Source organism: Atlantibacter subterraneus (assembly GCF_007570865.1).
Taxonomy (GTDB): domain Bacteria; phylum Pseudomonadota; class Gammaproteobacteria; order Enterobacterales; family Enterobacteriaceae; genus Atlantibacter; species Atlantibacter subterraneus.
The window spans coordinates 211,045-237,012 of sequence record NZ_VLPS01000001.1; the positions used below are offsets into that span (position 1 = coordinate 211,045).

Here is a 25,968-nt window from a genome sequence, read left to right on the forward strand (position 1 = left end):
CGGTTGCGCAACGATTTCCGTCAGCGTGCCAGGTTTGGCAAAAAACCACCAAAATTAGCGATAAATTTTTTTTTACCCCACCGGCGCACAAAAAACAGGGTTTCTGCTGGGCGGCAGGGCATCAGGGCTGCAACCACTTATCCACTATTCCTGTGGATAACCTTGTGCATTAGAGTTAGAAAACTGGTGGGAAGCGAGAGAATACGCGGCTTGCGCATGAATTGACGCGAAAGGCGGCTGATAAAAATTTAGCTTATTTTCCAATAGATTATATAAAAGCAATGGTTGTCAAAAAAGTGTCATCGGCTGCCATAAAACTTTCATTACCTTGCTTGACAACTGTTAAAAAACCGGTTCGTTTGGGGATAACCCCTGCCAGCCAGTGAAATGCCTGGTTTGCGACTTTTCAGCGGCTGGCAACCGCTAAATATTTGTCTTAACTCAAGTCTATCCGGTACTGGTTTTTTATCCAGTCTTTTGCGTTGGCAAATTGACCGTGAGGGAGTAAAATTATCCATTCCCCTCGCAACGCGTCAGGTATCCCATGAGCAAACCCTTCAAACTCAATTCCGCTTTTACGCCCTCCGGCGACCAGCCAGAGGCGATCCGCCGTCTGAAAGAGGGGCTTGAGGATGGCCTTGCCCATCAAACGCTGCTTGGGGTAACCGGCTCGGGGAAAACGTTCACCGTGGCGAACGTGATTGCCGATTTGCAGCGCCCAACCATGGTGCTGGCACCCAACAAAACCCTGGCGGCGCAGCTGTATGGCGAGATGAAAGAGTTCTTCCCGGATAACGCCGTGGAGTATTTCGTTTCTTACTACGATTACTACCAGCCTGAAGCCTACGTGCCGAGCTCTGATACCTTTATCGAGAAAGACGCCTCGGTGAACGAACACATCGAGCAGATGCGTTTATCCGCCACCAAAGCGCTGCTCGAACGCCGGGACGTGGTGGTGGTGGCGTCGGTGTCTGCCATCTACGGTCTGGGCGACCCGGATCTGTATCTCAAGATGATGCTGCACCTCACAAACGGCATGATTATCGACCAGCGCGCCATTCTGCGCCGGCTGGCGGAATTGCAGTACACCCGCAACGATCAGGCGTTCCAGCGCGGTACCTTCCGGGTGCGCGGCGAGGTGATCGACATCTTCCCGGCGGAATCGGATGACATGGCGCTGCGCGTGGAGCTGTTCGATGAAGAAGTGGAGCGGCTGTCGCTGTTTGACCCGCTCACCGGCCAGGTGGAAGGGGTGATCCCGCGCTTTACCATCTACCCGAAAACCCACTACGTGACGCCGCGCGAGCGCATCGTGCAGGCGATGGAAGAGATCAAGGTGGAGCTGGCGGATCGCCGCAAGGTGCTGCTGGCCAATAACAAACTGCTGGAAGAACAGCGCCTGACCCAGCGCACCCAGTTCGATTTAGAGATGATGAACGAGCTGGGTTACTGCTCGGGCATCGAAAACTACTCGCGCTATCTCTCCGGGCGCGGGCCGGGCGAAGCGCCGCCAACCCTGTTTGACTACCTGCCTGCCGACGGCCTGCTGGTGGTGGATGAATCCCACGTGACCATCCCGCAAATCGGCGGCATGTACCGTGGCGACCGGGCGCGTAAAGAGACCCTGGTAGAGTACGGCTTCCGGCTGCCTTCGGCACTGGATAACCGTCCGATGAAATTTGAAGAATTCGAAGCGCTGGCCCCGCAGACCATTTACGTGTCGGCCACGCCGGGCAACTACGAGCTGGAAAAATCGGGCAGCGAGATTATTGACCAGGTGGTGCGTCCTACCGGGCTGCTCGATCCGGTTATCGAAGTACGACCGGTGGCGACCCAGGTGGACGATCTGCTGTCGGAAATCCGCAAGCGCGCCGCCATCAACGAGCGCGTGCTGGTCACCACCCTGACCAAACGCATGGCGGAAGACCTGACTGAATATCTCGAAGAGCACGGCGAGAAGGTGCGCTATCTGCACTCGGATATCGACACCGTGGAGCGTATGGAAATCATCCGCGACCTGCGTCTGGGCGAATTTGACGTGCTGGTGGGGATTAACTTACTGCGCGAAGGCCTGGATATGCCGGAAGTCTCGCTGGTGGCGATTCTGGACGCCGATAAAGAGGGCTTCCTGCGTTCCGAACGCTCGCTTATCCAGACCATTGGCCGCGCGGCGCGTAACGTTAACGGCAAAGCGATCCTCTACGGGGATAAAATCACCCCGTCGATGGCCAAAGCCATTGGCGAGACCGAACGCCGTCGCGAGAAGCAGCAGCGCTATAACGAAGAGCACGGCATCGTGCCGCAAGGGCTTAACAAGAAGGTGGTGGATATTCTGTCGCTGGGCAGCGGTATCGCCAAAACCCGCAACAAAGGCAAGGGGAAAGCACGCAGCGCCGCCGAGGTGGAAGCAGCAGAACTGGCGCTTACGCCAAAAGCGCTCCAGCAGAAAATCCATCAGCTGGAAGCGCAGATGCTGCAACATGCGCAAAATCTGGAGTTCGAAGAGGCTGCGGCTATCCGCGATCAGCTGCACCAGCTGCGCGAACTGTTTATCGCTGCCTCCTGATCGCCAGGTTTACCCCATCTTCTGGACCACTTTATCCAGTGCCGCCCGCAGCAAATGCCTGTCGTGGCGGTAAGGGATATCTTCCGCTTCCAGCGGCTCCTGAATAATCACCTTGTCTACCAGCCCGGAAACATCGACTTTCGGGCCAACCACCACGGCATCCACCAGCGGTTTACCCACATAACGTTCCATAATGGCCAGTTTTTCCGGGATCGACAGCTGCGCTGCGGGGACGCTCAGCTCGCGACCTAAATTGCCAATGTAGACCACCGGCGCGGGAGTACGCCTCAGCGCCTGAGCCAGATCCGGCAACAGCAGCAGCGGCATCAGGCTGGTGTAAAAACTTCCCGGCCCCATTAGGATCAAATCCGCTTCGCCGATCGCCTGCAGCGCCTCGCGGGTCGCTGGCGCAGTGGGGTACAGCGACAGCTGCTGCGGCGGCTCGCGTAGCTGATCGATGTTAACCTCACCGTAGACATCGTTGCCTTCAGCATCGGTAGCCATCAAATCCACCGGTTGCTCAGACATCGGAATTAAAAACGCATCCACTTTCAGCAGGTTTCTTATTAAATTGATGGCCTCTAACGGCCTGACGCTTAAGTGATCTAAGGCCTTTAACATCAGATTTCCGAGGTTATGGCCGGATAATTCGCCATTACCGCTAAAACGATACTCAAACATCGCGGAAGCGACGCTCGGTTCGGTAATTAACTGGTTTAAGCAGTTGCGCATATCACCCCAGGCGATACCCCCTTCGGAGCGGCGAATACGGCCCGTAGATCCCCCGTTATCGGTAGTGGTCACGATACCGGTCAGGCGGGAGCCCAGGGAGGAGAGCGAGGACATCACGCGTCCTAAACCATGCCCGCCGCCGAGCGCCACCACCCGGTCTAAATCCGCTAAGGTGCGATTACGCATAGATGTTCCTTCATTCTGTTGATAAGCAATACGTTAGCTCAAACCATAAAAAAGACGAACCTTGCGGATTAAAATGATGCATGTCAAAACAAAACCGCGAGTTTTACGTATTCTGTAACGAAATCGCAGAATAACATCGTTATATACAATTTTATACAGCGAAATTGAACATGGCAGGCGCGTTTAATCCACGCTACTATGCCAGTAACCCGCTTCATAATGTGAAGCATACACTCAAGCCTCTTTGCCTACGTCGATGATATGGCAGTTTGGCCGTGACAAACGTCACCAGGGTGCAGAAAGAAATGCCTGCATCTCCCGTATCTGGAAAGGTGTACATGGTCTCTCAACTTACCGATGCCTTCGCGCGTAAGTTTTTTTACTTACGTTTGTCGATTACCGATGTGTGTAACTTCCGTTGCACCTACTGCCTGCCGGATGGCTATAAGCCTGCCGGGCACACCAATAAAAGCTTTCTCAGCGTCGAAGAAATTCGCCGCGTGGCGCGCGCGTTCGCCAATATGGGCACCGAAAAAGTGCGCCTGACCGGCGGCGAGCCGTCGCTGCGTCGCGACTTCACCGATATCATCGCCGCTATCCGCGAAAACGAAAATATCCGCCAGATTGCCGTGACCACTAACGGCTATCGGCTGGCGCGCGACGTCGCCGCCTGGCGCGATGCCGGGTTAACGGCGATTAACGTCAGCGTCGACAGCCTCGACGCCCGCCAGTTTCACGCGATTACCGGCCAGGACAAATTCCATCAGGTGATGGACGGCATTGACGCCGCCTTTGACGCCGGTTTCAGCAAAGTTAAAGTCAATACCGTGCTGATGCGCGACGTGAATCATCATCAGCTCGACACCTTCCTCAACTGGATCCAGCCGCGCCCTATCCAATTACGCTTTATCGAGCTGATGGAAACTGGCGAGGGCAGCGACCTGTTCAAAAAGCACCATATCTCCGGCATGACGCTGCGCGATGAGCTGTTAAAGCGCGGCTGGATCCATCAGATCCGCCAGCGCAGCGACGGCCCGGCCCAGGTGTTCTGCCACCCGGATTACGCGGGCGAAATTGGCCTGATCATGCCGTATGAGAAAGATTTCTGCGCCAGCTGCAACCGGCTGCGGGTCTCTTCGCTGGGCAAACTGCACTTATGCCTGTTTGGCGAAGGCGGCGTGGATCTGCGCGATTTGCTGGAGGAAGATGCACAGCAAGCGGCGCTGGAAGCGCGTATCGCCGAGGCGCTGCACCATAAAAAACAGACGCATTTCCTGCATCAGGGAAATACCGGGATCACCCAGAATCTGTCATACATCGGCGGTTAAGCCGGTCCTCAGGAGAACACTATGAGCCAGGTGAGCGCAGAATTTATTGCGACGCGTATCGCTATTCTTACCGTTTCCAGTCGTCGCGGCGAAGAGGACGATACCTCGGGCCACTATTTACGCGATGCGGCGCATGACGCCGGTCATCACATCGTGGATAAAGCGATTGTCAAAGAGAACCGCTACGCCATCCGCGCCCAGGTTTCTGCCTGGATTGCCGATGACAACGTGCAGGTGGTGCTGATTAACGGCGGAACCGGCTTTACCGACGGCGATCAGGTGCCGGAAGCGCTGCTGCCGCTGTTCGATCGCGAAGTGGAAGGCTATGGCGAACTGTTCCGCATGCTCTCCTTTGAAGAGATCGGCACCGCCATGATGCAGTCCCGCGCGGTGGCGGGAATTGCCAACCGCACACTGATTTTCGCGATGCCGGGCTCAACGCGCGCCTGCCAGACCGCCTGGGAACATATCATCTCCGGCCAGCTCGACGCCCGTAACCGCCCGTGCAACTTCCACCCCCATTTGAAGAAATAATCATGTCGCAACTCACTCATCTTAACGCCGCCGGCGAAGCCCATATGGTTGACGTCAGCGCCAAAGCGGAAACCGTGCGGGAAGCGCGCGCTGAAGCCTTTGTCACCATGCGTGCCGACACCCTTGCCATGATCGTCGACGGCAGCCATCACAAAGGCGATGTGTTCGCCACGGCGCGTATCGCCGGGATCCAGGCCGCTAAACGCACCTGGGAGCTGATCCCGCTGTGCCATCCGCTGCTGCTCAGCAAAGTGGAAGTGCAACTGGAGGCCGAGCCGGAACACAACCGGGTGCGCATCGAAGCGGTGTGCCGTCTGAGCGGCAAAACCGGGGTAGAGATGGAGGCGCTGACGGCGGCATCGGTGGCGGCATTGACCATTTACGACATGTGCAAAGCGGTGCAAAAAGACATGGTGATCGGCCCGGTGCGGCTGCTGGCGAAAAGCGGCGGTAAATCCGGTGATTTCAGAGTGGAGGTGTGATGATTAACGTGCTGTTTTTCGCGCAGGTGCGTGAACTGGTCGGTTGCGACCGCCTGGAAATTACAGAAGCCTTCCCGACGGTGGAATCCCTGCGTCAGCATCTCGAAAGCCGGGGAGGGCGCTGGGAGCTGGCGCTGGAGTCCGGCAAACTGCTGGCGGCGGTGAATCAGACGCTGGTGGCGTTCGATCATCCACTGAGCGAGGGCGATGAAGTGGCCTTTTTCCCGCCGGTCACCGGAGGCTGAGATGCAGGATACGAAAATTCGCGTGGGTCACGAGGGCTTTAACGTTGGCGAAGAATACCAGTGGCTGGCGGCCTGCGATGAAGATGGCGCGGTCGTCACCTTTACCGGCAAAGTGCGCAATCACAATCTGGGCGACAGCGTTAGCGCGCTGACTCTTGAGCACTATCCCGGTATGACCGAAAAAGCGCTGGCGGAAATCGTTGCAGAAGCTCGTGAACGCTGGCCGCTACAGCGGGTTTCGGTTGTCCATCGTATCGGTGAACTGTGGCCCGGCGACGAAATTGTGTTTGTTGGCGTCACGGGCGCGCATCGCAGCCAGGCCTTTGAAGCGGCGCAATTTATTATGGATTATCTGAAAACCCGCGCGCCGTTCTGGAAGCGCGAAGCCACGCCGGAAGGCGACCGCTGGGTGGAATCCCGCGACAGCGACCATCAGGCGGCGGAACGCTGGTAGGACGGTTTTTCCAGGATCTGTTAACCTTTATACAAGGCATTTGCCATTTTAAAGGAGGCATCATGGATAGATTTGAACGTCCCGAACAAACCATTGTTCAACAGACCCGCAGCGGTCTACAAACCTATATGGCGCAGGTTTATGGCTGGATGACCTGCGGCCTGTTATTGACCGCATTTATCGCCTGGTACGCCGCCAATACCCCGGCGGTGATGATGTTTGTGTTTCAAAGCCAGATCACCTTTTTTGGCTTGATCATCGCCCAGCTCGCGCTGGTGTTTATCCTGTCGGGTTTAGTGCATAAGATGAGCGGCGCATTAGCGACCACGCTCTTTATGCTCTATTCGGCGCTCACCGGCCTGACCATGGCGAGTATCTTTCTGGTCTACACCTCCAGCTCCATTGCCAGCACCTTCGTGGTGGCGGGCGGGATGTTCGGCGTGATGAGCCTGTACGGTTACACCACCAAACGCGACCTCAGCGGCTTCGGCAATATGCTGTTTATGGCGCTGATCGGGATTATTATCGCCTCGCTGGTTAACTTCTGGCTGAAGAGTGAAGCGCTGATGTGGGTAGTGACGTACATCGGTGTGATTGTGTTTGTCGGGCTGACGGCGTATGACACTCAGAAGCTGAAAAACATCGGCCAGCAGATTGATGTATCGCACCGGGAAAACCTGCGTAAATACTCCATCCTCGGCGCGCTGACGCTGTATCTGGACTTTATTAACCTGTTCCTGATGCTGTTACGCATCTTCGGTAACCGCCGCTAGACCCATAAAAAACCGCATCGGCAGTTTGCCTGATGCGGTTTTTTTTATCCGCTTACTCTCAACTGGTCCCCATCTTCTGCTCATTTTTGGCACGTAATTTCTTGGCCCGGCTTTCCAGCAGCACATAGCAAATCAGCGCCAGCAGCAGCGGGATAAAGAAATAGAGCACGCGATAGGCCAGCAGGGCGGCGATGATTTTCCCCTGGCTGGTATGTTCCCCCGCCAGCAGCGCGATAAACACCGCTTCCAGCACGCCAATTCCCGCCGGGATGTGGACGATGGCCCCGGCGATACTGCTCACCAGCAGCACGCCCAGCACGAAGAAGTAATTCACGTCCTGGCCGAGCAGGATCCAGATAATCGCCCCCATCGCCATCCAGTTCAGGCTGGAAATGCCCATCTGCATCAGCGCGAAACGCCAGCCGGGCAACACCAGCTTTTGGCCTTTAATGGTGATGTGACGGCGTTTGGCGAAGGCGCAGGCCCACAGGTACACCGCGCTCAGCACCAGCAGTACCGCGCCGATAATGCGCAGGGTGCCGTCTTCGATGTACCAGTGCGACGGCAACTCAACCACGCCAATGCTGAAAATCACCCCGCCCAACAGCACATAGCCCAGCCAGTTGGTGGTGATACTCAGGGAAAAAATGCGCGTGATGGTGGCGCTGGGCAGCCCAAGCCGGGAGTAAAGCCGGTAGCGCATCCCAATGCCGCCCACCCAGGTGCTGAGCGTCAGGTTAAAGGCATAGCAGATAAACGACACCAGCATCACCTGGCGCTTCGCCAGCTTATGGCCGCAGTACAGCCGCCCCAGCAGATCGTAACAGCCGTAAACCAGATAGCTGACAATCACCAGCCCCAGCGCGGCCAGCAGCGCGGTGTGGTTATAGTTGCGGATAACTTTCCACACCTCCTCCCAGTCGACATTGCGGGCATACACCACCAGCAACACCGCCACCGCAATAAAGAAGACCCACGTAAGGATTTTTTTGGCTTTACGCCACTTCGGATGAGATTTCGCCATGTGATGTCCTTACGCCTTATCCGTGGTTTCAACCCGATCCTGGGTTTCAATTTCGGGCTGCACGGGCGGCTTTACCTGGGAAAGCCGTGGAGTATGCGCGGGCAACCAGCCCACCAGCGCAGGGAAGTGACGCAGGAAGTGGAACGCCAGCACGCTTTTGGTCAGGTTCCACCAGGTGCGTTTCGGCACCATGGTTTCATCCACCTGACGGCACTCTTCGGTGATCAGCCGGGTAAGGTTTTCATACAGTTTCTGGTTAAAGTTACGGTCGTGGATCAGCACGTTAGCTTCCAGATTCAGCGACAGGCTGAGCGGGTCGAGGTTACTGGAGCCCACCGTCGCCCAGTGATCGTCCATCACCGCCACTTTGCCGTGCAGCGGGCGCGTCAGGTATTCATACACTTCCACGCCGCCCTTCAGCAGGTAGTTGTACAGCAGCCGCGCGCCGACGCGCACAATCGGCATATCCGGTTCGCCCTGCACGATTAAACGCACTTTAACACCGCGCCGCGCCGCATTGCGCATCGCGTGCAGCAGCCGGTAGCCGGGGAAAAAGTAGGCGTTGGCGATAATCACTTCCTGGCGCGCATTAGCCAGCATTTTGAGATAGTGACGTTCAATATCGTCGCGGTGCTCTTCGTTATCGCGCCAGATAAACAGCACCTGGGCTTCACCCGGCGTGGCGTTCTCGCTGGCGCGGGTGCGCCGCCGCCACCAGCGGCGTGGCGTTTCGTTTTCCGGCAGATTCGACAGCACAAACTGGCGGATATCCTCTACCACTGGCCCCTCGATACGCACCGAATAGTCCTGCTTGGCCTCCGGGCCGTAGTCGATCATATGTTCGGCGGAGTAGTTGATCCCACCGACAAAGGCGATGCGATCGTCGATCAGCACGATCTTGCGGTGCATCCGGCGGAAAAGGTTAGTGCGCATCCCGAAAATCTTCGGGCGCGGGTCGTAATAGCGGAAGATGACTCCCGCTGTGGTCAGTTCCGTAACAAACTCATCGCTGAGATCCGGCGAACCGTAGCCGTCGAGCAGCACTTCCACGCTGACGCCGCGCTTCGCCGCCGCCAGCACCGCCTTGTGCAGCTGGCGGCCCACGTTATCCTCGAACCAGATAAAGGTTTCTACATAAACTTTGTGCTGTGCTTCATCGATGGCGCTAAATACGGCGGGGAAAAACATATCGCCGTTTTCCAGTAACTCGATCTGATTGCCATCGCGCCAGTTGGTTTTCATAAATGGATCTCCACTGCCAAAGGGGCATGATCGGAAAGGTGTCGCCATTCACGCAGCGGTAGCGCGGTCGGGCTGCTGGCTGACGCATGCTTTACATAGATGCGATCGAGGCGCAGCACGGGCATTACCGCCGGGAAAGTCCGCGCCGGACGGCCTCTGGCGCGGGTAAACACCTCATCAAGCCCGGCTTTTGTTTTAAGTATAGGGTTGGCTTTTTGCCGCCAGTCGTTGAAATCGCCCGCCACGACGATAGGTTCGCCATCCGGCAGGCTGTTGACTAAATCGCACAGCATCTGGAGTTGGTCGTGGCGATGGGCCTCCTGGAGGCCCAGATGCACGCAAATCACGTGCAGCGTTTTATTCACCTCCGCCAGGTTGATACGGCAGTGCAGCAGGCCGCGCTTTTCATGGCCGTTGTGTGAAACATCGAGATTTTCATATTCATTAATGGGAAAGCGCGACAGCACTGCGTTGCCGTGATGCCCCTCGGGATATACCGCGTTGCGCCCATAGGCGTAATCGCTCCACATGGTGTCGGCGATAAATTCGTAGTGGGTGGTATCCGGCCAGTTTTCGAAGTGCAGCGGATGCACCTCGTGTGCGCCCATCACCTCCTGAAGGCAGACGATATCGGCAGAAACGGTGCGCACGGCGTCGCGCAGCTCCGGCAAAATAAAGCGCCGGTTCAACGCGGTAAAACCCTTATGTGTATTGATTGTGAGCAGTTTGAATGAAAATGCAGCTGTCTTACTGGCCATGTTCCCCCTGCCTGTGTTTTTCCAATGAAAATAAAGTGTAGTCTTAGTCACAAAAAGGTGCGGGGTTACGGAATTTTCCGTAAAGTGCGGTACTCTCAGTTACAGCGAGAAATTCCGAAGGAGAGAATTCATGAAGTGGCAACAACGTATTCGTGTTGCAACCGGCCTGAGCTGCTGGCAGATTGTGCTGCATTTGGCCGTTATCGCGCTCCTGGTGATGGGATGGATGAGCGGCGCACTGGTGAAGGTAGGCATCGGTTTATGCCTGTTATACGGCGCAACGGTGCTGATGATGTTCGCCCTGCAGCGCGTCCACGAGGGGCGGCTGCGTGAACTGGGCGACTTCCTTGAAGAGCTCACCACCACCTGGTATTTTGGCAATGCCATTATCGCGCTGTGGTTGCTGTCGCGCATCGTGCACAACAACCTGATCCTGGCGGTTGCCGGGCTCGCCATTCTCGCAGGCCCGGCCCTGGTGTCGCTGCTGGCGAAAGAGCGCAAACCGCGTTTAGGCGATCTTTCTTCTAAACATAGCGTACGCCGCTGACCCCGTTGTGGCCGCAATCACCAACAGCGGCCACAAACTCCCCCAGACAATATCGAAGCTGGCATCCTTTAAATAAATCTGCTTGGTGATATCGGTGAAGTGCCGGATCGGATTCACCCAAGTCAGGTTTTGCAGCCACACCGGCATGTTCTCTACCGGCGACACATACCCCGACAGCAGTATCGCGGGCATCATAAACACGAATACCCCGATAAACGCCTGCTGCTGGGTGGAGCACAGCGAGGAAATCAGCAAACCAAAGCCGACCAGCGACAGGCCGTAAATTAGCATGGTGAAGTAAAACAGGCTGAGCGAGCCGGAAAACGGAATGTCGTAGCCCCAAATCCCCACGCCCAGCACGATGCTGGCCTGGAACGTCGCCACAATCAGCGCCGGAACCGCTTTACCCACAAATATCTGCCAGGTCGCCAGCGGCGACACTAACAGCTGATCCAGCGTACCCTGTTCCCGCTCGCGCGCCACCGACAGCGACGTCACGATCATCACGCCGATGGTGGTGATCATGGCGATCAGCGACGGCACCACGAACCATTTGTAATCCAGATTCGGGTTATACCAGTTGCGCACCACCAGCTCGCTGTTGTTCGGTTTGGGTTTGCCGTCCAGCAAATCCTGCTGATATTCCTTCACAATCTGCTGAATGTAGTTAGCGGCAATCTGGGCGCTGTTGGAGTTACGTCCGTCGAGAATCAACTGCAGCGGCGCGGTTTCGAAGGTGTCCAGCTTGCGCGAAAAGTCCGCCGGGAAGCGGATCAGCAGCAGCACCTTTTGGGTATCGATAGTGGGGCGGATCTCCGCTGAACTCTTCAGCAGGGTAATGTGGCTGAACGCGGTGGCTTTGGCGAAGCGCTGGGTCAGCTCTACCGAGTGTTTGCCGTTGTCCTCGTTATAAATGGCGATGCTGGCGTTGGTTACTTCCAGGGTGGCGGCAAACGGGAACAGCAGCACCTGGATCACCACCGGTAAAATCAGAATGGCGCGGGTTTGCGGTTCGCGCAGCAGCGACTGTAGCTCTTTGCGGATCAGCGTCCAGAGACGATGTAGCATTTCTTTCTCCCTAATCCAGCCGACGTTTGGTTTTCAGCCACGTCAGGCCGATAAACATCACGGCGGAAGCAATCAAAAACAGCATATTCACGATCAGCACCGCCGGAATAGTCCCCGCCAGGAACAGGCTTTGCAGGGTGGTGACGAAATAGCGCGCCGGAATAATGTAAGTCACCGCACGGATCGCTGCCGGCATGCTGTCGATCTGGAAGATAAACCCTGACAGCATCACCGACGGCAGAAACGCGGCGTTCAGTGCCACCTGGGCGGCGTTAAACTGGTTGCGGGTAATGGTGGAGATCAGCAGCCCCATGCCGAGGGTGCTGAGCAAAAACAGGCTGGTAATAATAAACAGCAGCCACAGCGAGCCCCGGTACGGCACGCCGAGAATAAACACCGACACCAGCATACACAGCAGCATCGCCAGCATCCCGAGGAAGTAATAGGGGATTAACTTGCACAGCAGCAGCTCGCTGCGCGTCACTTCGGTGGAGAGCAGCGCCTCCATGGTGCCGCGCTCCCATTCGCGGGCCACCACCAGCGAGGTTAAAATCGCGCCGATCACCGTCATGATGATGGTCACCGCGCCGGGGATAATAAAGTGCTGGCTGATGGCGGCGGGGTTAAACCAGTAGCGCGTCTGCACGTCGATCAGCGGCTCGAAGCTCTCGCCGTTATCCTCCGCGCGCTGCATCTGCCAGATTTGCCAGATACCTTCGATATACCCCTGTACGAAGTTGGCAGTATTGGGTTCGCTGCCGTCGGTGATCACCTGAACCGGCGCGGTATCGCCACTGCGCGCCATCCGCTGGTCGAAATCCACCGGGATCACCACGATGCCGCGCACTTTCCCGGCCTGCATCCGCTGGATGAGATCCTGCCGGTCGGTACTGATTTTGGGGTCGATAAACGGCGAGGCGCTGATGGTATGGGCAAAGTCCAGCGCGTCGGCGCTCTGCTGCTCCAGCAAAATCCCCACCCGCAGACGGCTGGAGTCGAGGTTAATGCCGTAGCCGAAGATAAACAGCAGCAGCAGCGGGATCACCACGGCAATCAGCCAGCTGCTGGGGTCGCGAATAATCTGCCGCGTCTCTTTGACGCACAGCGCCCGCACGCGCCGCCAGGAGAGGTGCGTACTCATGATTCATGCTCCTTATCCCATTGCTGGATCAGCGTGATAAACGCGTGCTCCATGGTGGGGTCCGGGTTGTCGTCATCGGCGGTTTTTTGCTTCAGGTCATCCGGCGTGCCGCTGGCAATCAGCTTACCGCGATAAACCAGCCCGATGCGGTCACAGTATTCGGCCTCATCCATAAAGTGGGTGGTGACCATCACCGTGACGCCTTTTTCCACCATGCTGTTGATATGCAGCCAGAACTCGCGCCGGGTCAGCGGATCGACGCCGGAAGTGGGTTCATCGAGGAACAGAATGTCCGGCTCGTGCATTAACGCGCAGGCCAGCGCCAGCCGTTGCTTATAGCCCAGCGGCAGGGAATCGGTGGGCTGATTGAAAATGGCTTTAAGGCTGAACGCCTCGCTCATACGGCTGATTTTGTCGTTCTGGGCGCTGCCGCGCAGCCCGTAAACGCCGGAGAAAAAGCGCAGGTTTTGCTCCACCGTCAGGTTGCCGTACAGCGAAAATTTTTGGGCCATATAGCCCAGATGCTGGCGGGCCTTGCCGGAACCGGTTTTTAAATCCATATCCAGCACCAGCGCTTTACCGGACGTCGGCACCAGCAGGCCGCACATCATTTTAAAGGTGGTGGATTTACCCGCGCCGTTCGGGCCGAGCAGGCCGAAAATCTCCCCGCGCTGCACGGTAAAGTTCACGTCGTCGGTGGCGGCGAAATCACCAAATTTTTTGGTGAGCGACCGCGCTTCAATCACCGTTTCACCGGGCGTACCTTCCACGGTATGCAGGATCGCGCCGAGGGGCGATTCGTTGGTGGACGCGCCGCCCAGCAGGTCGATAAAGGCATCCTCAAAGCGCGGCGCGGTTTCGTTAACCTCAATATCCGCCAGTTCCTGCTGCTGGCGCAGGGTCTCGGGGCTGGCATCCTTGCGCAGGATCAGGCGCACCGAACGGCCCTGGATCATCCCGTCGCTGACGGCATGGGTTTTCAGCGCTTTCTGCAACAGCTGGCGGTTGTTCAGCGACGGGCTGGTCGCCAGCACGCTGCGCCCGGCCATTTGTTGGGTCAGCGCTTTAGGTTCGCCCTGATACAGCAGCTCGCCTTCGTTCATCAACAACACTTCGCGGCACTGCTCGGCTTCATCCAGATAGGAGGTGCTCCACAGGATCAGCATCCCTTCGCCCGCCAGCTCGTGAACCATTTGCCACAGCTCGCGGCGCGAGATCGGGTCAACGCCGACGCCGGGTTCATCCAGCAGCAGAACTTTCGGCTGGCCGACCAGGGTGCAGGCGAGACCGAGCTTTTGCTTCATCCCCCCGGAGAGTTTGCCCGCCAGCCGATCGGTAAATGGCCCCAGCGCGGTAAACTCCAGCAGCCGCTCAAAGGTGCTGCGGCGCGTTTCCCCGGTGACGCTGCGCAAATCGGCGTACAGGTTGAGGTTCTCCATCACGGTGAGATCTTCATACAGGCCGAATTTTTGCGGCATATAACCTAAGATGGCGTGCAGCGCCCGGTCGTCGTTTACCGGATCGAGACCATTAACCCGCGCCGCGCCGTCATCCGGGCGCAGTAACCCGGCCAGCATGCGCATCAGGGTGGTTTTGCCCGCGCCGTCCGGCCCGACTAAACCCGTCACCGCACCCGCGCGGATTTCGCTGTGCAGGCTGGCGACCGCCGGTTTATCCATGCCGGGAAAGCGTTTCATCAGCCCATCCAGGCGGATGATGCCGTCCTCAGCGCTCATTGCGCGCCTCGTTATCAAACTGTACGGTCACCGGCATCCCCTGGCGCAGCGAGGCGTCGGCATCGGTAACGATGATCCGCAGGCGGTACACCAGGTCGGTACGCAGGTCCGGGGTTTCTACGGTTTTCGGGGTAAATTCCGCCGTGGGCGACACAAAGCCAATCTGCCCTTTATATGGCCGATCCGGGCGGCCATCGGTATACAGCAGCACCTGCTGCCCCGGCTGCGCTTCGCCAAGGTGGCTCTCATCAATATAGGCGCGCACCCATACCGGATGGGTCAGGGACAGAGTGAACACGGTGCCGCCTGCATTCAGCATGGTGCCTGGCTCCACGGCGCGGGTCAGGATAGTGCCGTCAGAGGGGGCCAGCAGGGTGGTATCCTGCAAATCGAGCGTTGATTGCGCCAGCTGCGCCTGTGCCTGTTCCAGCGCGGCCTTCGCCTGGGCTATCTCCTGCGGGCGATTCCCGGCTTTGAACTGGCTGAGCTTATCCTGAGCGGCCTTCAGATTCGCCACCGCCTGATCCCGGGACGAACGGGCGTTTTCCAGGTCGTTAGCGGAGATGGTGCGGCTTTTCCACAGCCCCTGCTGGCGGCTATAGAAATTCTGCGCGTAATCGGCGGCGGCCTGGGACTGTTTCACTGCCGCCGCGGCCTGGGCGATCTCTTCGGAACGGTAGCCGTCCATCACCAAATCATATTTGGCCTGCGCCGCCGCCACGTTGGCTTCGGCCTGGCGCAGCGCGTTTTCATAGGGCGCTTTATCAATCAGCCCCAGCGTTGCGCCGGATTTAACCGCATCACCTTCATCAACATTCAGGCTGGCAAGACGTCCGCCGACCCGAAAACTTAAATTCACGGTACGGATATCGACGTTGCCATACAGGGTCAGCGTCTGGTCCTGACGGCTTTGATACCACTTCCAGCCGCCGAAACAGGCCGCCAGTACCAGCACGACGATAACCACCAGCAGTACCGGTTTTTTATTCTTCATTAATCGCTACTCCTTACAGATAAGCCTTGCAAAATAAAATCAATATGACTGGAAACCACCTGGTGAATGCACTCGCTTTTTTGCTGGTCGAAGGCCGTCCAGCCGGTGCGTACCAGAATGGTTTCCCGTCCCAGGCGGAAGGCGAGGATTTCGCCGATCAGCGCATGGGTGTGCAAAATGGTGGTGACATCCCCTGGATCGCGCCCGGTGTAGCTGGCAACCAGATGGGTGAGATGGGTGTGCAGCGGTTCGATCACCTTGTCATGGATCAGTTGATAGGCCGGGGTGGGGGAGAGCTGTTCGCGGGAAATAAATTTGCTCAGGTTCAGCGTGTCATCGGCGGTCATCAGCGTGACCATATGGCGGCTGGCGTCGTCGATCAGACGGCGGATTTCGGCTTTATCCGGCTGCGGTTGGGCTAAGATTAACTGGGCGGCTTCGGCGTGGGCCTGAAACTGGCTGCCGATAAAATCCGCCAGCGCCTGGGCGCAGGCCAGGTACAAATCCTCTTTTGAGCCAAAATAGTAGGTGATGGCGGCGATGTTTTGCCCGGCAGCGGCAGCGATGTCGCGGGTCGTGGCGTGCAAACCGTATTCGCCAAACTGCGCCGTGGCGGCCTGGATCAACTGGCTTCTGGCGTGTTCGCCCCGGCTGGTCAACGGACTGGTGATGTTAATCATCACTGTCACCCATAAAGTTAATCAATCGATTGATTAACTTTATGGTTAAACTTTGAGCTTGTCCAGTCGCTGCGTGAAAATGAAATGGGTGACAGGGCGACAATTTATGCGCCACGTCACAAAAACTGCTACACTCCGCCCCCTTATGACATTGTGGTTTTGTCCCTGATTAGTGATAACTCCCCCTGAAACTACACCTTATCGGGTCGGGGCGAGTCTGGAGTTGTTATGTCTTTTGATTCGCTTGGTTTGAACCCTGACATTTTACGCGCCGTGACCGAACAGGGTTACAACGAACCTACCCCGATTCAACGCCAGGCTATCCCTGTGGTACTACAGGGGCGCGACCTGATGGCCAGCGCGCAAACCGGCACCGGCAAAACGGCGGGCTTTACCCTGCCGCTGCTGCAACTGCTGACCGATAAGTCTCATCAGATGAAAGGCAATCGCCCGGTGCGCGCGCTGATCCTCACCCCGACCCGCGAACTGGCGGCACAGGTGGGCGAGAACGTTCGCGAATACAGTAAATACCTGAATATCCGTTCGCTGGTGGTGTTTGGCGGCGTAAGCATCAACCCGCAGATGATGAAACTGCGCGGCGGCGTGGACGTATTGATCGCCACACCTGGCCGTCTGCTCGATCTGGAACATCAGAACGCCGTTAAGCTCGATAAAGTCGAGATTCTGGTGCTGGACGAAGCGGACCGGATGCTCGATATGGGCTTTATCCACGATATCCGCCGCGTGCTGGCGAAGCTGCCGCCGCGCCGCCAGAACCTGTTGTTCTCCGCGACCTTCTCCGACGACATTAAATCGCTGGCGGAAAAACTGCTGCATAACCCGGCAGAAGTGGAAGTGGCGCGCCGCAATACCGCGTCTGAACAGATCACCCAGTACGTTCACTTTGTGGACAAAAAGCGCAAGCGTGAGCTGCTGTCGCTGATGATCGGCAAAGAAAACTGGCAGCAGGTGCTGGTGTTTACCCGCACCAAGCACGGTGCTAACCATCTGGCGGAACAGTTGAACAAAGACGGCATCCGCAGCGCGGCGATCCACGGCAACAAAAGCCAGGGCGCGCGTACCCGTGCGTTAGCCGATTTTAAATCCGGCGATCTGCGCGTGCTGGTGGCGACCGACATCGCCGCGCGCGGCCTGGATATCGAAGAACTGCCGCACGTGGTGAACTACGAGTTGCCGAACGTGCCGGAAGATTATGTGCACCGTATTGGCCGTACTGGCCGCGCCGCCGCGACCGGCCAGGCGCTGTCACTGGTGTGCGTTGACGAGCATAAACTGCTGCGCGACATCGAGCGTTTGCTGAAGCGCGAAGTGCCGCGCATGGCGATCCCGGGCTTTGAGCCGGACCCGACTATCCCGGCAGAGCCGATTCAGAATGGTCGTGACAGCCGTGGCGGCGGTCGTGGACGTGGACAGTCCCCGCGCGGTGGCCAGTCCGCCGGTCGCGGGCAGCCGCAGGGCCAGCGCCGTAGCGAAGGCGGCGCGCCGAAAGGCGATCGCCGTACCGGCGGTGATGCCGCAAAAGGCGAAAAACCGTCGCGCCGTCTCGGCGATGCGGCAAAACCCGCAGGCGACCGCCCGCGTCGTCCGCGCCCGAGAAAACCGGCCAGCGCGCAGTAACATCAACAGGGAGCCCTCGCGGCTCCCTTGTTATTTCTGCGCGAGGTCTCGCGTAACGCCCGGCTTTTGCTTTGCGGCGGCGCGGTGAAAATGTCACAATAGTGGCTGTTTATACAGTATTTATGGTTCTGTTATGGCGTTATCCAGCGCACAAAAAACGCAAATCGCGGCGTGGTACAAGGCGCTGCAGCTGCAAATCCCCGACTTTATCCCCCGCGCCCCGCAGCGGCAGATGATTGCGGAAGTCGCTAAGACGCTGGCGGGTGATGAAGGGCGGCATCTGGCGATTGAAGCCCCTACCGGCGTGGGTAAGACCCTGTCGTACCTGATCCCCGGCATCGCCATTGCCCGCGATGAGCAAAAAACGCTGGTGGTGAGCACCGCCAACGTCGCGCTACAGGACCAGATCTTCAGCAAAGATTTACCGCTGCTGAAAAAAATCATCCCAGATTTGCGCTTTACCGCCGCCTTTGGCCGTGGGCGCTACGTTTGCCCGCGCAACCTCAGCGCGCTGGCCAGCACCGAGCCTTCCCAGCAGGATTTACTGGCGTTTCTCGATGATGAGCTGACGCCCAACAGCCAGGAAGAGCAAAAGTTCTGCGCCACGCTGAAAACCGAGCTCGACAGCTACAAATGGGATGGCCTGCGCGATCACAGCCATAAGGCGATTGACGACGATCTGTGGCGGCGGTTAAGCACCGACAAAGCCAGCTGTCTGAACCGCAACTGCCACTATTATCGCGAATGCCCGTTTTTTGTCGCGCGGCGCGAAATTCAGGAGGCGGAAGTGGTGGTGGCTAACCACGCGCTGGTGATGGCGGCGCTGGAGAGCGAATCGGTACTGCCGGAGCCGAAGAATCTGCTGCTGGTGCTCGATGAAGGCCATCATCTGCCAGACGTGGCGCGCGATGCGCTGGAAATGAGCGCCGAGATCACCGCGCCCTGGTATCGTCTTCAGCTCGACCTGTTCTGCAAGCTGATCGCCACCTGTCTGGAGCAGTTCCGCCCCAAAACCACGCCGCCGCTGGCGACGCCGGAGCGGCTAAACGCCCATTGTGAAGAGCTGTACGAGCATATCGCCTCGCTGAATAACATCCTCAATCTTTATCTGCCGCCGTCCCAGGAAGCGGAACACCGCTTCGCCATGGGCGAGCTGCCTGAGGAGATTATGGAGATTTGCCAGCGGCTGGCGAAACTCACCGAGCAGCTGCGCGGCCTGGCGGAGCTGTTTTTAAACGATCTCAGCGAGAAAACCGCCAGCCACGACGTGGTGCGCCTGCATCGCGTGCTGCTGCAAATGAACCGCGCGCTGGGCATGTTCGAGAGCCAGAGCAAACTGTGGCGGCTGTCGGCGATGGCGCAGGCCTCCGGCGCGCCGGTGACCAAATGGGCGACCCGCGAGGTGCGTGAAGGCCAGCTGCATCTGTTTTTCCACTGTGTGGGGATCCGGGTCAGCGATCAGCTGGAAAAACTGTTGTGGCGTAGCGTGCCGCATATCGTGGTCACCTCCGCCACGCTGCGTTCCCTGAACAGCTTTTCACGGCTACAGGAGATGAGCGGCCTGAAAGACAAAGCCGGGGATCGCTTTGTGGCGCTGGATTCGCCGTTTAATCACGTCAAGCAGGGCAAGATCGTGATCCCCCAGATGCACTACGAACCGCTTATCGACAACGAAGAGCAGCATCTGACGGAGATGGCGGCGTTTTTCCGTCAGGAAGTCGAGAGTAAAAAGCACCTCGGGATGCTGGTGCTGTTTGCCAGCGGGCGCGCCATGCTGCGTTTTCTTGACCACGTTGCCGACCTGCGGCTGTTGCTGCTGGTACAGGGCGATAAACCCCGCTCCCGGCTGATTCAGCTGCATCGCCAGCGGGTGGAAAACGGCGAGCGCAGCGTGCTGATTGGCCTGCAATCCTTCGCGGAAGGGCTGGATTTAAAAGGCGATCTGCTGACCCAGGTGCATATCCATAAAATTGCCTTCCCGCCTATCGACAGCCCGGTGGTGATCACCGAAGGGGAGTGGCTGAAAAGCCTCAACCGCTATCCGTTTGAGGTGCAGAGCCTGCCGAGCGCGTCGTTTAACCTGATCCAGCAGGTAGGGCGCTTAATCCGCAGCCACGAGTGCCGGGGCGAAGTGATTATTTACGATAAGCGGTTGCTGACTAAAAATTACGGTAAACGTCTGCTGGACGCGCTGCCGGTGTTCCCGATTGAACGGCCTGACGTGCCGGAGGTGAAGCCGCTGAAACCCGCCGCAGATAAAGCGCGGCGCAGCAAAGGCGGCGCGTACAGTCGGCGACGACGCGCCGGTAAATAGCTTTCTCTGGTATAACAATAATAAATCAGGCACTAATAGTGAATTCGTGTCCTTAACACATCGCGAGGAGAACTGTCGTGGACTACCGCAAAATAATTAAAGAAGTCGGACGGGGTAAAAATCACGCCCGGGATCTGGATAGCGAGACCGCCCGCGAGCTGTATACCGCGATGCTGAACGGCGAGGTGCCTGACCTGGAAATGGGCGGCATCCTGATCGCGCTGCGCATTAAAGGCGAAGGCGAGGCGGAAATGCTCGGCTTCTATGAGGCGATGCAGCAGCAGACCATTCAGTTGACGCCACCGGTTGCTAAACCGATGCCCATTGTCATCCCCAGCTATAACGGCGCGCGCAAACAGGCCAACCTGACGCCGCTTTTGGCTGTTTTGCTGAATAAACTGGGTTTCCCGGTGGTGGTGCACGGCGTCAGCGAAGACCCGACGCGGGTGCTGACCCAGACAATTTTCGAGCTGATGGGCATTGAGCCGACGCTGCACGCCGGGCAGGCGCAGGCCAAACTGGAAGGCCATCAACCGGTGTTTATTCCGGTGAGCGCTCTGTGTCCGCCGCTGGAAAACCAGCTGGCTATGCGCTGGCGGATGGGTGTGCGCAACAGCGCCCACACGCTGGCGAAGCTGGCGACGCCGTTTGCCGAGGACGCGGCGCTGCGCCTGTCGAGCGTGTCGCACCCGGAGTACATCACCCGGGTAGCAAACTTTTTTAGCGATATCGGCGGTCGCGGCCTGTTGATGCACGGCACCGAAGGGGAAGTGTATGCCAACCCGCAGGGCTGCCCGCAAATCAATCTGATTGATGCCCAGGGCGTGCGGATATTGACCGAACGCCAGAGCGCGCCGGGAGAAGAGCCGCTCTCACTGCCGTCAGCAAAAGATCCGGAAACCACCGCGCGCTGGATTGAGCGCTGCATCGCCGGGAGCGAGCCGGTCCCGGCGGCGATTAAGCGCCAGCTCGCCTGCTGCCTGGTGGCGACCGGTGAAGCGCAGACCCTGGAAGACGCGCTGGCGCGCGTCGCGCAAAGTTATTAATCCTTTCTGAGCCCGCCTGATGGCGGGCTGGCTACTCATCTACCGCCAGCCCGGTAAAACAGAAGCGCTCGCCGTCAAACAGCCCCTGGCTGGTAAGCTTCAGCGCCGGGATCACCGGCAGCGATAAAAATCCCATCTGGATGAATGGTTCATCGAGCATCACGCCGCACGCCCGGCAGGCGGCTTTTAAGCTGTCGATTTGCTGCGCCAGCGCATCCGCCGTTTGGGTACTCATCAGCCCGGCGATGGGCAACGGCAGATGGCTGACCACTTCGCCCCGCTGTGCCACGCACAGCCCACCGCCATCATCAATCACCTGATTCACCGCGCAGGCCATATCCACCGGATTACGGCCTATTACCACCAGGTTATGGCTGTCGTGGCTGACCGTCGAAGCCAGCGCCCCGTCGCGCAAGCCAAAGCCCATCAGCAGGCCCAGCGCGGCGGGCGTCTGGTGCCCGTAGCGCTCCAGTACCGCGATATAGCAGATATCCTCCCGCTCAAAGGCGTTTTCCGACCACTGGTACTCCCGGGCGCGGGTAATTAACTCGTTGGGAATAACCTCAATCGCCCGATAATGCGCGCCGGAGGCCAGGCGCAGCGTAAGTTCCTCAGGCGCGACCGTTGCGCGTTGCACCGTATTGCCCAGCGGCGGCCGGGATTGATTGAGCCGCGCCGCTTCGTTGGCCTGCAACAGCTGCCCGCAAACCGGTTTGCCTTTGACAAACACGCTCTGCACGTCGACCCGGTGGGCATCCCGGAGCAACACGATATCCGCCTGCTTGCCGGGCGCGATCAGCCCCAGGTGTTTAAAACCAAAGTGGCGCGCGGGCGACCAGGACGCCACGCGGTAGGCCACGTGCAGCGGGACATTATGCTGATTTATCAGCCGACGGATCAGCGCGTCGATATGGCCTTCATGAGCGATTTCCCATGGGTTGCGGTCGTCGGTACACAACATGCACTGCGGGCTGCTGAACTCAGATATCAATGGCGCGAGCGCATTAAGGTTGCGGGCAGCGGAGCCTTCGCGGATCATCAGCGCCATCCCGGCGGCCAGCTTTTCGCGTCCTTCCGCCAGCGTATGGCTTTCATGGCAATTTTCGATACCGGCGGCAATATAGGCATTAAGCGCTTTCCCCGATACGCCGGGGCAATGACCGTCCAGGGTGAGATGACGGAACGCATCCAGCTTCGCGAGGATGGCGTCGTCCCCCTTGATCACGCCGGGATAGTCCATCATTTCGCCCAGCCCGGTAATCAACGGATGCGCGCGCCATTTTTCCATCGCGCTAAGGGGGAATTCCGCGCCGTTAATATCGCTGCCCGCCAGCGCCGGGACGCAGGAGCTGACCTGGATGTACTGGTTCTGCTGTGATTTCTCCGCGCAGCGTACAAACCATTCGAAGCCCGCTTCGCCCATCACGTTGACAATTTCATGGGGATCGCACACCAGCGTAGTAAGCCCGCGCGGCAGGGTAGCGGATTCAAAGGTGACCGGCGTCATCATGCTGGACTCAATATGCAGATGGGCGTCGATAAAACCGGGGACCGCTACGGCGTTTTGGGCATCAATGCGGCGCAGGGCGGGCGCATCACAATATTCAGGCCCGATACCGGCTATGGTTTTGCCTTTGATGACAATCGGCCCCGGAAATGTGCCGCCGTTGATCAAATCGAGAATGGCGACATTATCAATAATATAATCCGCCACGAGTTCACCGCGCGCGACGGCTAATACTTCCTGCAATGCATTTCGGGTAATTCCATGATAGTTAGAAATTAAATTTGCGTTCATTTATTTTCTCATTTTGATTTTATTAAAATGATAGGTTAATTATCATTTTTAATTTTTCGGTTAATTTTAGTTTAGCGGCAGAATAGCGATAAGGGTGTGATTACTATCACTGAATAAACAGTGTCGAATGGATTACAAATAAGCGCATCGTTGTAAATATAAACGCTAATCCATCCTCTTTTTGGGATATAAAAAATGAATAATACGCTGGATGACATTAAGCCCGCCGAATCCGGTGGGCTGGCGAGTTTTTTTAAATTTAACCAACACGGTACCACGGCACGTACTGAAATCATTGCCGGATTTACCACCTTTCTGACCATGGTTTATATCGTGTTTGTTAACCCGCAAATTTTGGGTGCGGCGCAAATGGATACCAAAGTGGTGTTCGTGACCACCTGCCTGATTGCCGGGGTCGGCAGTATTGCCATGGGGCTTGTCGCTAACCTTCCGGTAGCGCTGGCTCCGGCAATGGGGTTAAACGCTTTTTTTGCCTTTGTGGTTGTGGGTGCCATTGGCGTGAGCTGGCAGGTGGGAATGGGGGCCATTTTTTGGGGCGCGGTCGGGCTGTTTTTACTTACCCTGTTTCGCATCCGCTACTGGATGATAGCCAATATTCCCATTAGTTTACGCATTGGTATAACCAGCGGGATTGGGTTGTTCATCGCGATGATGGGTTTAAAAAATGCCGGGGTAATTGTTGCTAATAAAGATACTCTGGTTGCGATTGGCGATTTAAGTTCCCACGGCGTGTTACTGGGTGTATTAGGGTTTTTTATTATTGCCGTGCTCTCTTCGCGCCAGTTTCACGCTGCGGTATTAGTGTCTATCGTTATTACTTCGCTGTGCGGGCTGTTTTTTGGCGATGTCCATTTCACCGGCATTTATTCCACGCCGCCCAGCGTAATGAGCGTAATGGGGCAGGTGGATTTATCCGGCGCGTTATCGCTCGATCTGGCGGGGATTATTTTCTCGTTTATGTTGATTAACCTGTTCGATTCGTCCGGTACGTTAATTGGCGTCACCGATAAAGCCGGATTAATCGACAGCGAGGGAAAGTTCCCCAATATGGATAAGGCCCTGTACGTTGATAGCTTAAGCTCGGTCGCTGGGGCGTTCATCGGTACTTCGTCGGTGACGGCCTATATCGAAAGCACCTCGGGCGTGGCGGTAGGCGGCAGAACCGGTTTGACCGCCGTGGTGGTCGGCGTGCTGTTTTTACTGGTGATGTTCTTTTCGCCGCTGGCGGAAATGGTGCCGGGTTACGCCACCGCCGGGGCGCTGATTTTTGTTGGCGTGTTAATGACCGCAAGCCTGGCGCGGGTCGACTGGAATGACTTTACTGAATCGGTACCCACCTTTATCACCACGGTGATGATGCCGTTCAGCTTCTCGATTACCGAAGGGATCGCGTTGGGCTTTATGAGCTATTGCGTGATGAAGGTGTTTACCGGCCGCTGGCGTGAGTTGAACTTATGCGTGGTGGTGGTGGCGCTGCTGTTTGCGCTTAAGATCGCGTTTATTGATTAAAAAAAAGCCCGTCCAGGGCCGGACGGGCAAACAAGGGTAACAGCAGAGTCAAAGTTGAGGGTAACTCGTTGGCAAAGCGTAATTATTTGTAGAGGGTCGCAGTACCGTTGATTTTGTTGTTGGTGTTCGCAGAGGTGATTGCGTAGCTGGTTGCGCCAGCGGCTTCTGCTTTAGCGGCCAGTTTCGCTTCCAGACCATCCAGCGTGGTTGCGCCGTCAGCGGACACTACACCGATTTTGTCTAAACCGCTGGTATCAGCCGGGTTGATGGACTGCGCAGCAAAAGCGCCGAAAGATAAAGTTGAAAGAATCAGAGCGGCGGCAGCATATTTAGTGGTTTTCATCAGGTATTCCTCGTAGGTTATTCTGTAAATGTGACGTTGTTCCGTCGATGTGATAAGTATCACGGTTTTTTACGAGAGAGAAAATCTAAACATATTGACGGCGTCGTTCTAAAAATTTGAACATCCTCTAATTGGCTGATTTATATAATATATAATTCAGTAATCTGTCATTTTATCCGCCAGCAACACCCTGATGCCTCAAGAGCGCATTTATTGCCAACATGATTTCAAATATTGATGCGCTGAATAGCAATCGCTTGCGCAGCTGTATAAAAAAAGCCCGCTGCGTCGCTCGGGCTTCTGAAGAGGGTTTACCCTGAAATCTACAGTGCGGGTGTAGATTTCAGGGCTGACTGAACGTCATGGGGAGGAGAAAACAGCCGACGTAGCGGGCTGAGTGACGGTTATTTGTAAATGGTGGCGGTGCCAAACATGGTGTTATCACCGCTGGCGGAATTAACGATGTACCCTTTCGCTCCCTCTTCACGCGCTTTTTCAGCCAGTTTATCTTCCAGATCGCTGAGGTCGCGCGCGCCGCTTGCCGAAACGGTACCGGCGGGACGGAGTTGGTTTGAGCTACTGTCCAGCATGACAGGCGCAGCGTGCGTCACAAAGGCGAAAGAAGAAAGGGCAAGGGCGGTAGATAACGCGAGCAATTTTTTCATAATTACATCCTCTGGAGTGTCACAGCGCTGATTTGATGATTCAGCTTTTTAAGTGTAGGAGGCTAATTATGTGACACAACGCAAAAAATTGACGGTCTTGTGCTTATTTTTTGAACAACATATCTTGACGAAGCATGACAGTAG

General features: G+C 57.0%; 24 protein-coding genes and 1 riboswitch. Of the genes, 12 read left to right on the top strand and 12 right to left on the bottom strand.

Annotated features, from left to right (window positions below; all coding sequences use genetic code 11):
* Positions 1-544: 544 nt before the first annotated feature.
* The gene (uvrB, locus tag FND52_RS01015) at positions 545-2,566 is read left to right on the top strand and encodes an excinuclease ABC subunit UvrB (protein WP_125292460.1); all 2,022 of its coding nucleotides are present in this window, start codon (positions 545-547) and stop codon (positions 2,564-2,566) included.
* Between the two features lie 9 nt (positions 2,567-2,575).
* On the opposite strand, the gene yvcK is transcribed toward uvrB, so the two are convergent.
* Positions 2,576-3,484 (bottom strand): uridine diphosphate-N-acetylglucosamine-binding protein YvcK, encoded by a 909-nt coding sequence (yvcK, locus tag FND52_RS01020; protein ID WP_125292459.1) that lies wholly within the window; start codon positions 3,482-3,484, stop codon positions 2,576-2,578.
* A gap of 219 nt (positions 3,485-3,703) precedes the next feature.
* Positions 3,704-3,835: riboswitch (molybdenum cofactor riboswitch) on the top strand.
* Here yvcK and moaA point away from each other — a divergent pair.
* The 6 genes from moaA to FND52_RS01050 all read left to right on the top strand — a co-directional run bounded on the left by moaA (position 3,823) and on the right by FND52_RS01050 (position 7,300).
* Positions 3,823-4,812 carry a GTP 3',8-cyclase MoaA gene (gene moaA / locus FND52_RS01025; protein WP_144129039.1) on the top strand — a complete coding sequence of 330 codons (990 nt, stop codon included), beginning with the start codon at positions 3,823-3,825 and terminating at the stop codon, positions 4,810-4,812. Its footprint overlaps the riboswitch before it by 13 nt.
* 21 nt (positions 4,813-4,833) lie before the next feature.
* Positions 4,834-5,346 (top strand): molybdenum cofactor biosynthesis protein B, encoded by a 513-nt coding sequence (gene moaB / locus FND52_RS01030; RefSeq protein ID WP_144129040.1) that lies wholly within the window; start codon positions 4,834-4,836, stop codon positions 5,344-5,346.
* 2 nt (positions 5,347-5,348) lie between these two features.
* Positions 5,349-5,828, top strand: coding sequence for a cyclic pyranopterin monophosphate synthase MoaC (gene moaC / locus FND52_RS01035; RefSeq protein ID WP_144129041.1), 480 nt, complete (start codon positions 5,349-5,351; stop codon positions 5,826-5,828).
* Positions 5,828-6,073: a molybdopterin synthase sulfur carrier subunit gene (gene moaD / locus FND52_RS01040; protein WP_144129042.1), complete on the top strand. Its 246-nt coding sequence runs from the start codon at positions 5,828-5,830 to the stop codon at positions 6,071-6,073. Before moaC ends, moaD begins: the two co-directional genes overlap by 1 nt.
* 1 nt (position 6,074) lies before the next feature.
* Positions 6,075-6,527, top strand: a complete 453-nt coding sequence (gene moaE, locus FND52_RS01045) for a molybdopterin synthase catalytic subunit MoaE (RefSeq protein ID WP_144129043.1) — start codon at positions 6,075-6,077, stop codon at positions 6,525-6,527.
* A gap of 62 nt (positions 6,528-6,589) precedes the next feature.
* Positions 6,590-7,300, top strand: coding sequence for a Bax inhibitor-1/YccA family protein (locus FND52_RS01050; protein WP_043865573.1), 711 nt, complete (start codon positions 6,590-6,592; stop codon positions 7,298-7,300).
* 58 nt (positions 7,301-7,358) lie between these two features.
* Here FND52_RS01050 and FND52_RS01055 read toward each other — a convergent pair whose 3' ends face one another.
* Genes FND52_RS01055 through FND52_RS01065 form a run of 3 tightly spaced genes read right to left on the bottom strand, consistent with a single transcriptional unit; the run spans position 7,359 to position 10,324 of the window.
* Entirely contained in the window at positions 7,359-8,324 is a 966-nt protein-coding gene (locus tag FND52_RS01055; protein ID WP_125292454.1) for a lysylphosphatidylglycerol synthase transmembrane domain-containing protein, read from the bottom strand.
* A 9-nt stretch (positions 8,325-8,333) separates the two neighbouring features.
* On the bottom strand, positions 8,334-9,566 hold the full coding sequence (gene clsB / locus FND52_RS01060; RefSeq protein WP_125292453.1) for a cardiolipin synthase ClsB: 1,233 nt from the start codon (positions 9,564-9,566) through the stop codon (positions 8,334-8,336).
* The gene (locus FND52_RS01065; RefSeq protein ID WP_125292452.1) at positions 9,563-10,324 is read right to left on the bottom strand and encodes an endonuclease/exonuclease/phosphatase family protein; all 762 of its coding nucleotides are present in this window, start codon (positions 10,322-10,324) and stop codon (positions 9,563-9,565) included. Before FND52_RS01065 ends, clsB begins: the two co-directional genes overlap by 4 nt.
* Positions 10,325-10,454: 130 nt before the next feature.
* Here FND52_RS01065 and FND52_RS01070 point away from each other — a divergent pair, with 130 nt between their 5' ends.
* The gene (locus tag FND52_RS01070) at positions 10,455-10,871 is read left to right on the top strand and encodes a YbhQ family protein (protein WP_125292451.1); all 417 of its coding nucleotides are present in this window, start codon (positions 10,455-10,457) and stop codon (positions 10,869-10,871) included.
* On the opposite strand, the gene FND52_RS01075 is transcribed toward FND52_RS01070, so the two are convergent.
* Genes FND52_RS01075 through cecR form a run of 5 tightly spaced genes read right to left on the bottom strand, consistent with a single transcriptional unit; the run spans position 10,833 to position 16,490 of the window.
* Positions 10,833-11,939: an ABC transporter permease gene (locus FND52_RS01075; protein ID WP_125292450.1), complete on the bottom strand. Its 1,107-nt coding sequence runs from the start codon at positions 11,937-11,939 to the stop codon at positions 10,833-10,835. The genes FND52_RS01070 and FND52_RS01075 overlap by 39 nt on opposite strands.
* 10 nt (positions 11,940-11,949) lie before the next feature.
* On the bottom strand, positions 11,950-13,080 hold the full coding sequence (locus FND52_RS01080; RefSeq protein WP_144129044.1) for an ABC transporter permease: 1,131 nt from the start codon (positions 13,078-13,080) through the stop codon (positions 11,950-11,952).
* A complete protein-coding gene (locus FND52_RS01085; protein ID WP_144129045.1) occupies positions 13,077-14,816 on the bottom strand; it encodes an ATP-binding cassette domain-containing protein in 1,740 nt (579 codons plus the stop codon). The genes FND52_RS01080 and FND52_RS01085 overlap by 4 nt, the downstream gene beginning before the upstream one ends.
* Complete coding sequence (hlyD, locus tag FND52_RS01090) at positions 14,806-15,810, bottom strand: secretion protein HlyD (protein WP_144129046.1); 1,005 nt, start codon at positions 15,808-15,810, stop codon at positions 14,806-14,808. Before hlyD ends, FND52_RS01085 begins: the two co-directional genes overlap by 11 nt.
* Entirely contained in the window at positions 15,810-16,490 is a 681-nt protein-coding gene (cecR, locus tag FND52_RS01095; RefSeq protein WP_144129047.1) for a transcriptional regulator CecR, read from the bottom strand. Before cecR ends, hlyD begins: the two co-directional genes overlap by 1 nt.
* Before the next feature lie 228 nt (positions 16,491-16,718).
* On the opposite strand from cecR, the gene rhlE reads away from it, so the two are divergent.
* The 3 genes from rhlE (at position 16,719) to ybiB (ending at position 21,488) form a co-directional block, all read left to right on the top strand.
* On the top strand, positions 16,719-18,128 hold the full coding sequence (gene rhlE / locus FND52_RS01100; protein ID WP_125292445.1) for an ATP-dependent RNA helicase RhlE: 1,410 nt from the start codon (positions 16,719-16,721) through the stop codon (positions 18,126-18,128).
* A 133-nt stretch (positions 18,129-18,261) separates the two neighbouring features.
* Positions 18,262-20,442, top strand: coding sequence for an ATP-dependent DNA helicase DinG (dinG, locus tag FND52_RS01105; RefSeq protein WP_144129048.1), 2,181 nt, complete (start codon positions 18,262-18,264; stop codon positions 20,440-20,442).
* A 77-nt stretch (positions 20,443-20,519) separates the two neighbouring features.
* Entirely contained in the window at positions 20,520-21,488 is a 969-nt protein-coding gene (ybiB, locus tag FND52_RS01110; RefSeq protein WP_144129049.1) for a DNA-binding protein YbiB, read from the top strand.
* 31 nt (positions 21,489-21,519) lie between these two features.
* Here ybiB and adeD read toward each other — a convergent pair whose 3' ends face one another.
* Positions 21,520-23,286 carry an adenine deaminase gene (adeD, locus tag FND52_RS01115; protein ID WP_144129050.1) on the bottom strand — a complete coding sequence of 589 codons (1,767 nt, stop codon included), beginning with the start codon at positions 23,284-23,286 and terminating at the stop codon, positions 21,520-21,522.
* A 195-nt stretch (positions 23,287-23,481) separates the two neighbouring features.
* Here adeD and FND52_RS01120 point away from each other — a divergent pair, with 195 nt between their 5' ends.
* Positions 23,482-24,816 (top strand): NCS2 family permease, encoded by a 1,335-nt coding sequence (locus tag FND52_RS01120; RefSeq protein WP_144129051.1) that lies wholly within the window; start codon positions 23,482-23,484, stop codon positions 24,814-24,816.
* Between the two features lie 82 nt (positions 24,817-24,898).
* Here FND52_RS01120 and ybiJ read toward each other — a convergent pair whose 3' ends face one another.
* Together ybiJ and mcbA are read right to left on the bottom strand one after the other, a co-directional pair.
* A complete protein-coding gene (gene ybiJ / locus FND52_RS01125) occupies positions 24,899-25,159 on the bottom strand; it encodes a DUF1471 family protein YbiJ (protein WP_144129052.1) in 261 nt (86 codons plus the stop codon).
* A 404-nt stretch (positions 25,160-25,563) separates the two neighbouring features.
* Positions 25,564-25,824, bottom strand: a complete 261-nt coding sequence (gene mcbA, locus FND52_RS01130) for a DUF1471 family periplasmic protein McbA (protein ID WP_125292439.1) — start codon at positions 25,822-25,824, stop codon at positions 25,564-25,566.
* Positions 25,825-25,968: the final 144 nt, after the last annotated feature.

Bases quoted from the DNA above. Each gene is read 5' to 3' on its own strand.
- FND52_RS01070 (WP_125292451.1), top strand. From the start codon at position 10,455: ATGAAGTGGCAACAACGTATTCGTGTTGCAACCGGCCTGAGCTGCTGG.
- FND52_RS01065 (WP_125292452.1), bottom strand. From the start codon at position 10,324: ATGGCCAGTAAGACAGCTGCATTTTCATTCAAACTGCTCACAATCAAT.
- FND52_RS01075 (WP_125292450.1), bottom strand. From the start codon at position 11,939: ATGCTACATCGTCTCTGGACGCTGATCCGCAAAGAGCTACAGTCGCTG.
- dinG (WP_144129048.1), top strand. From the start codon at position 18,262: ATGGCGTTATCCAGCGCACAAAAAACGCAAATCGCGGCGTGGTACAAG.
- FND52_RS01050 (WP_043865573.1), top strand. From the start codon at position 6,590: ATGGATAGATTTGAACGTCCCGAACAAACCATTGTTCAACAGACCCGC.
- moaA (WP_144129039.1), top strand. From the start codon at position 3,823: ATGGTCTCTCAACTTACCGATGCCTTCGCGCGTAAGTTTTTTTACTTA.
- adeD (WP_144129050.1), bottom strand. From the start codon at position 23,286: ATGAACGCAAATTTAATTTCTAACTATCATGGAATTACCCGAAATGCA.
- ybiJ (WP_144129052.1), bottom strand. From the start codon at position 25,159: ATGAAAACCACTAAATATGCTGCCGCCGCTCTGATTCTTTCAACTTTA.
- FND52_RS01120 (WP_144129051.1), top strand. From the start codon at position 23,482: ATGAATAATACGCTGGATGACATTAAGCCCGCCGAATCCGGTGGGCTG.
- moaC (WP_144129041.1), top strand. From the start codon at position 5,349: ATGTCGCAACTCACTCATCTTAACGCCGCCGGCGAAGCCCATATGGTT.
- mcbA (WP_125292439.1), bottom strand. From the start codon at position 25,824: ATGAAAAAATTGCTCGCGTTATCTACCGCCCTTGCCCTTTCTTCTTTC.
- moaD (WP_144129042.1), top strand. From the start codon at position 5,828: ATGATTAACGTGCTGTTTTTCGCGCAGGTGCGTGAACTGGTCGGTTGC.
- cecR (WP_144129047.1), bottom strand. From the start codon at position 16,490: ATGATTAACATCACCAGTCCGTTGACCAGCCGGGGCGAACACGCCAGA.
- yvcK (WP_125292459.1), bottom strand. From the start codon at position 3,484: ATGCGTAATCGCACCTTAGCGGATTTAGACCGGGTGGTGGCGCTCGGC.
- rhlE (WP_125292445.1), top strand. From the start codon at position 16,719: ATGTCTTTTGATTCGCTTGGTTTGAACCCTGACATTTTACGCGCCGTG.
- FND52_RS01080 (WP_144129044.1), bottom strand. From the start codon at position 13,080: ATGAGTACGCACCTCTCCTGGCGGCGCGTGCGGGCGCTGTGCGTCAAA.
- hlyD (WP_144129046.1), bottom strand. From the start codon at position 15,810: ATGAAGAATAAAAAACCGGTACTGCTGGTGGTTATCGTCGTGCTGGTA.
- FND52_RS01085 (WP_144129045.1), bottom strand. From the start codon at position 14,816: ATGAGCGCTGAGGACGGCATCATCCGCCTGGATGGGCTGATGAAACGC.
- moaB (WP_144129040.1), top strand. From the start codon at position 4,834: ATGAGCCAGGTGAGCGCAGAATTTATTGCGACGCGTATCGCTATTCTT.
- FND52_RS01055 (WP_125292454.1), bottom strand. From the start codon at position 8,324: ATGGCGAAATCTCATCCGAAGTGGCGTAAAGCCAAAAAAATCCTTACG.
- uvrB (WP_125292460.1), top strand. From the start codon at position 545: ATGAGCAAACCCTTCAAACTCAATTCCGCTTTTACGCCCTCCGGCGAC.
- clsB (WP_125292453.1), bottom strand. From the start codon at position 9,566: ATGAAAACCAACTGGCGCGATGGCAATCAGATCGAGTTACTGGAAAAC.
- moaE (WP_144129043.1), top strand. From the start codon at position 6,075: ATGCAGGATACGAAAATTCGCGTGGGTCACGAGGGCTTTAACGTTGGC.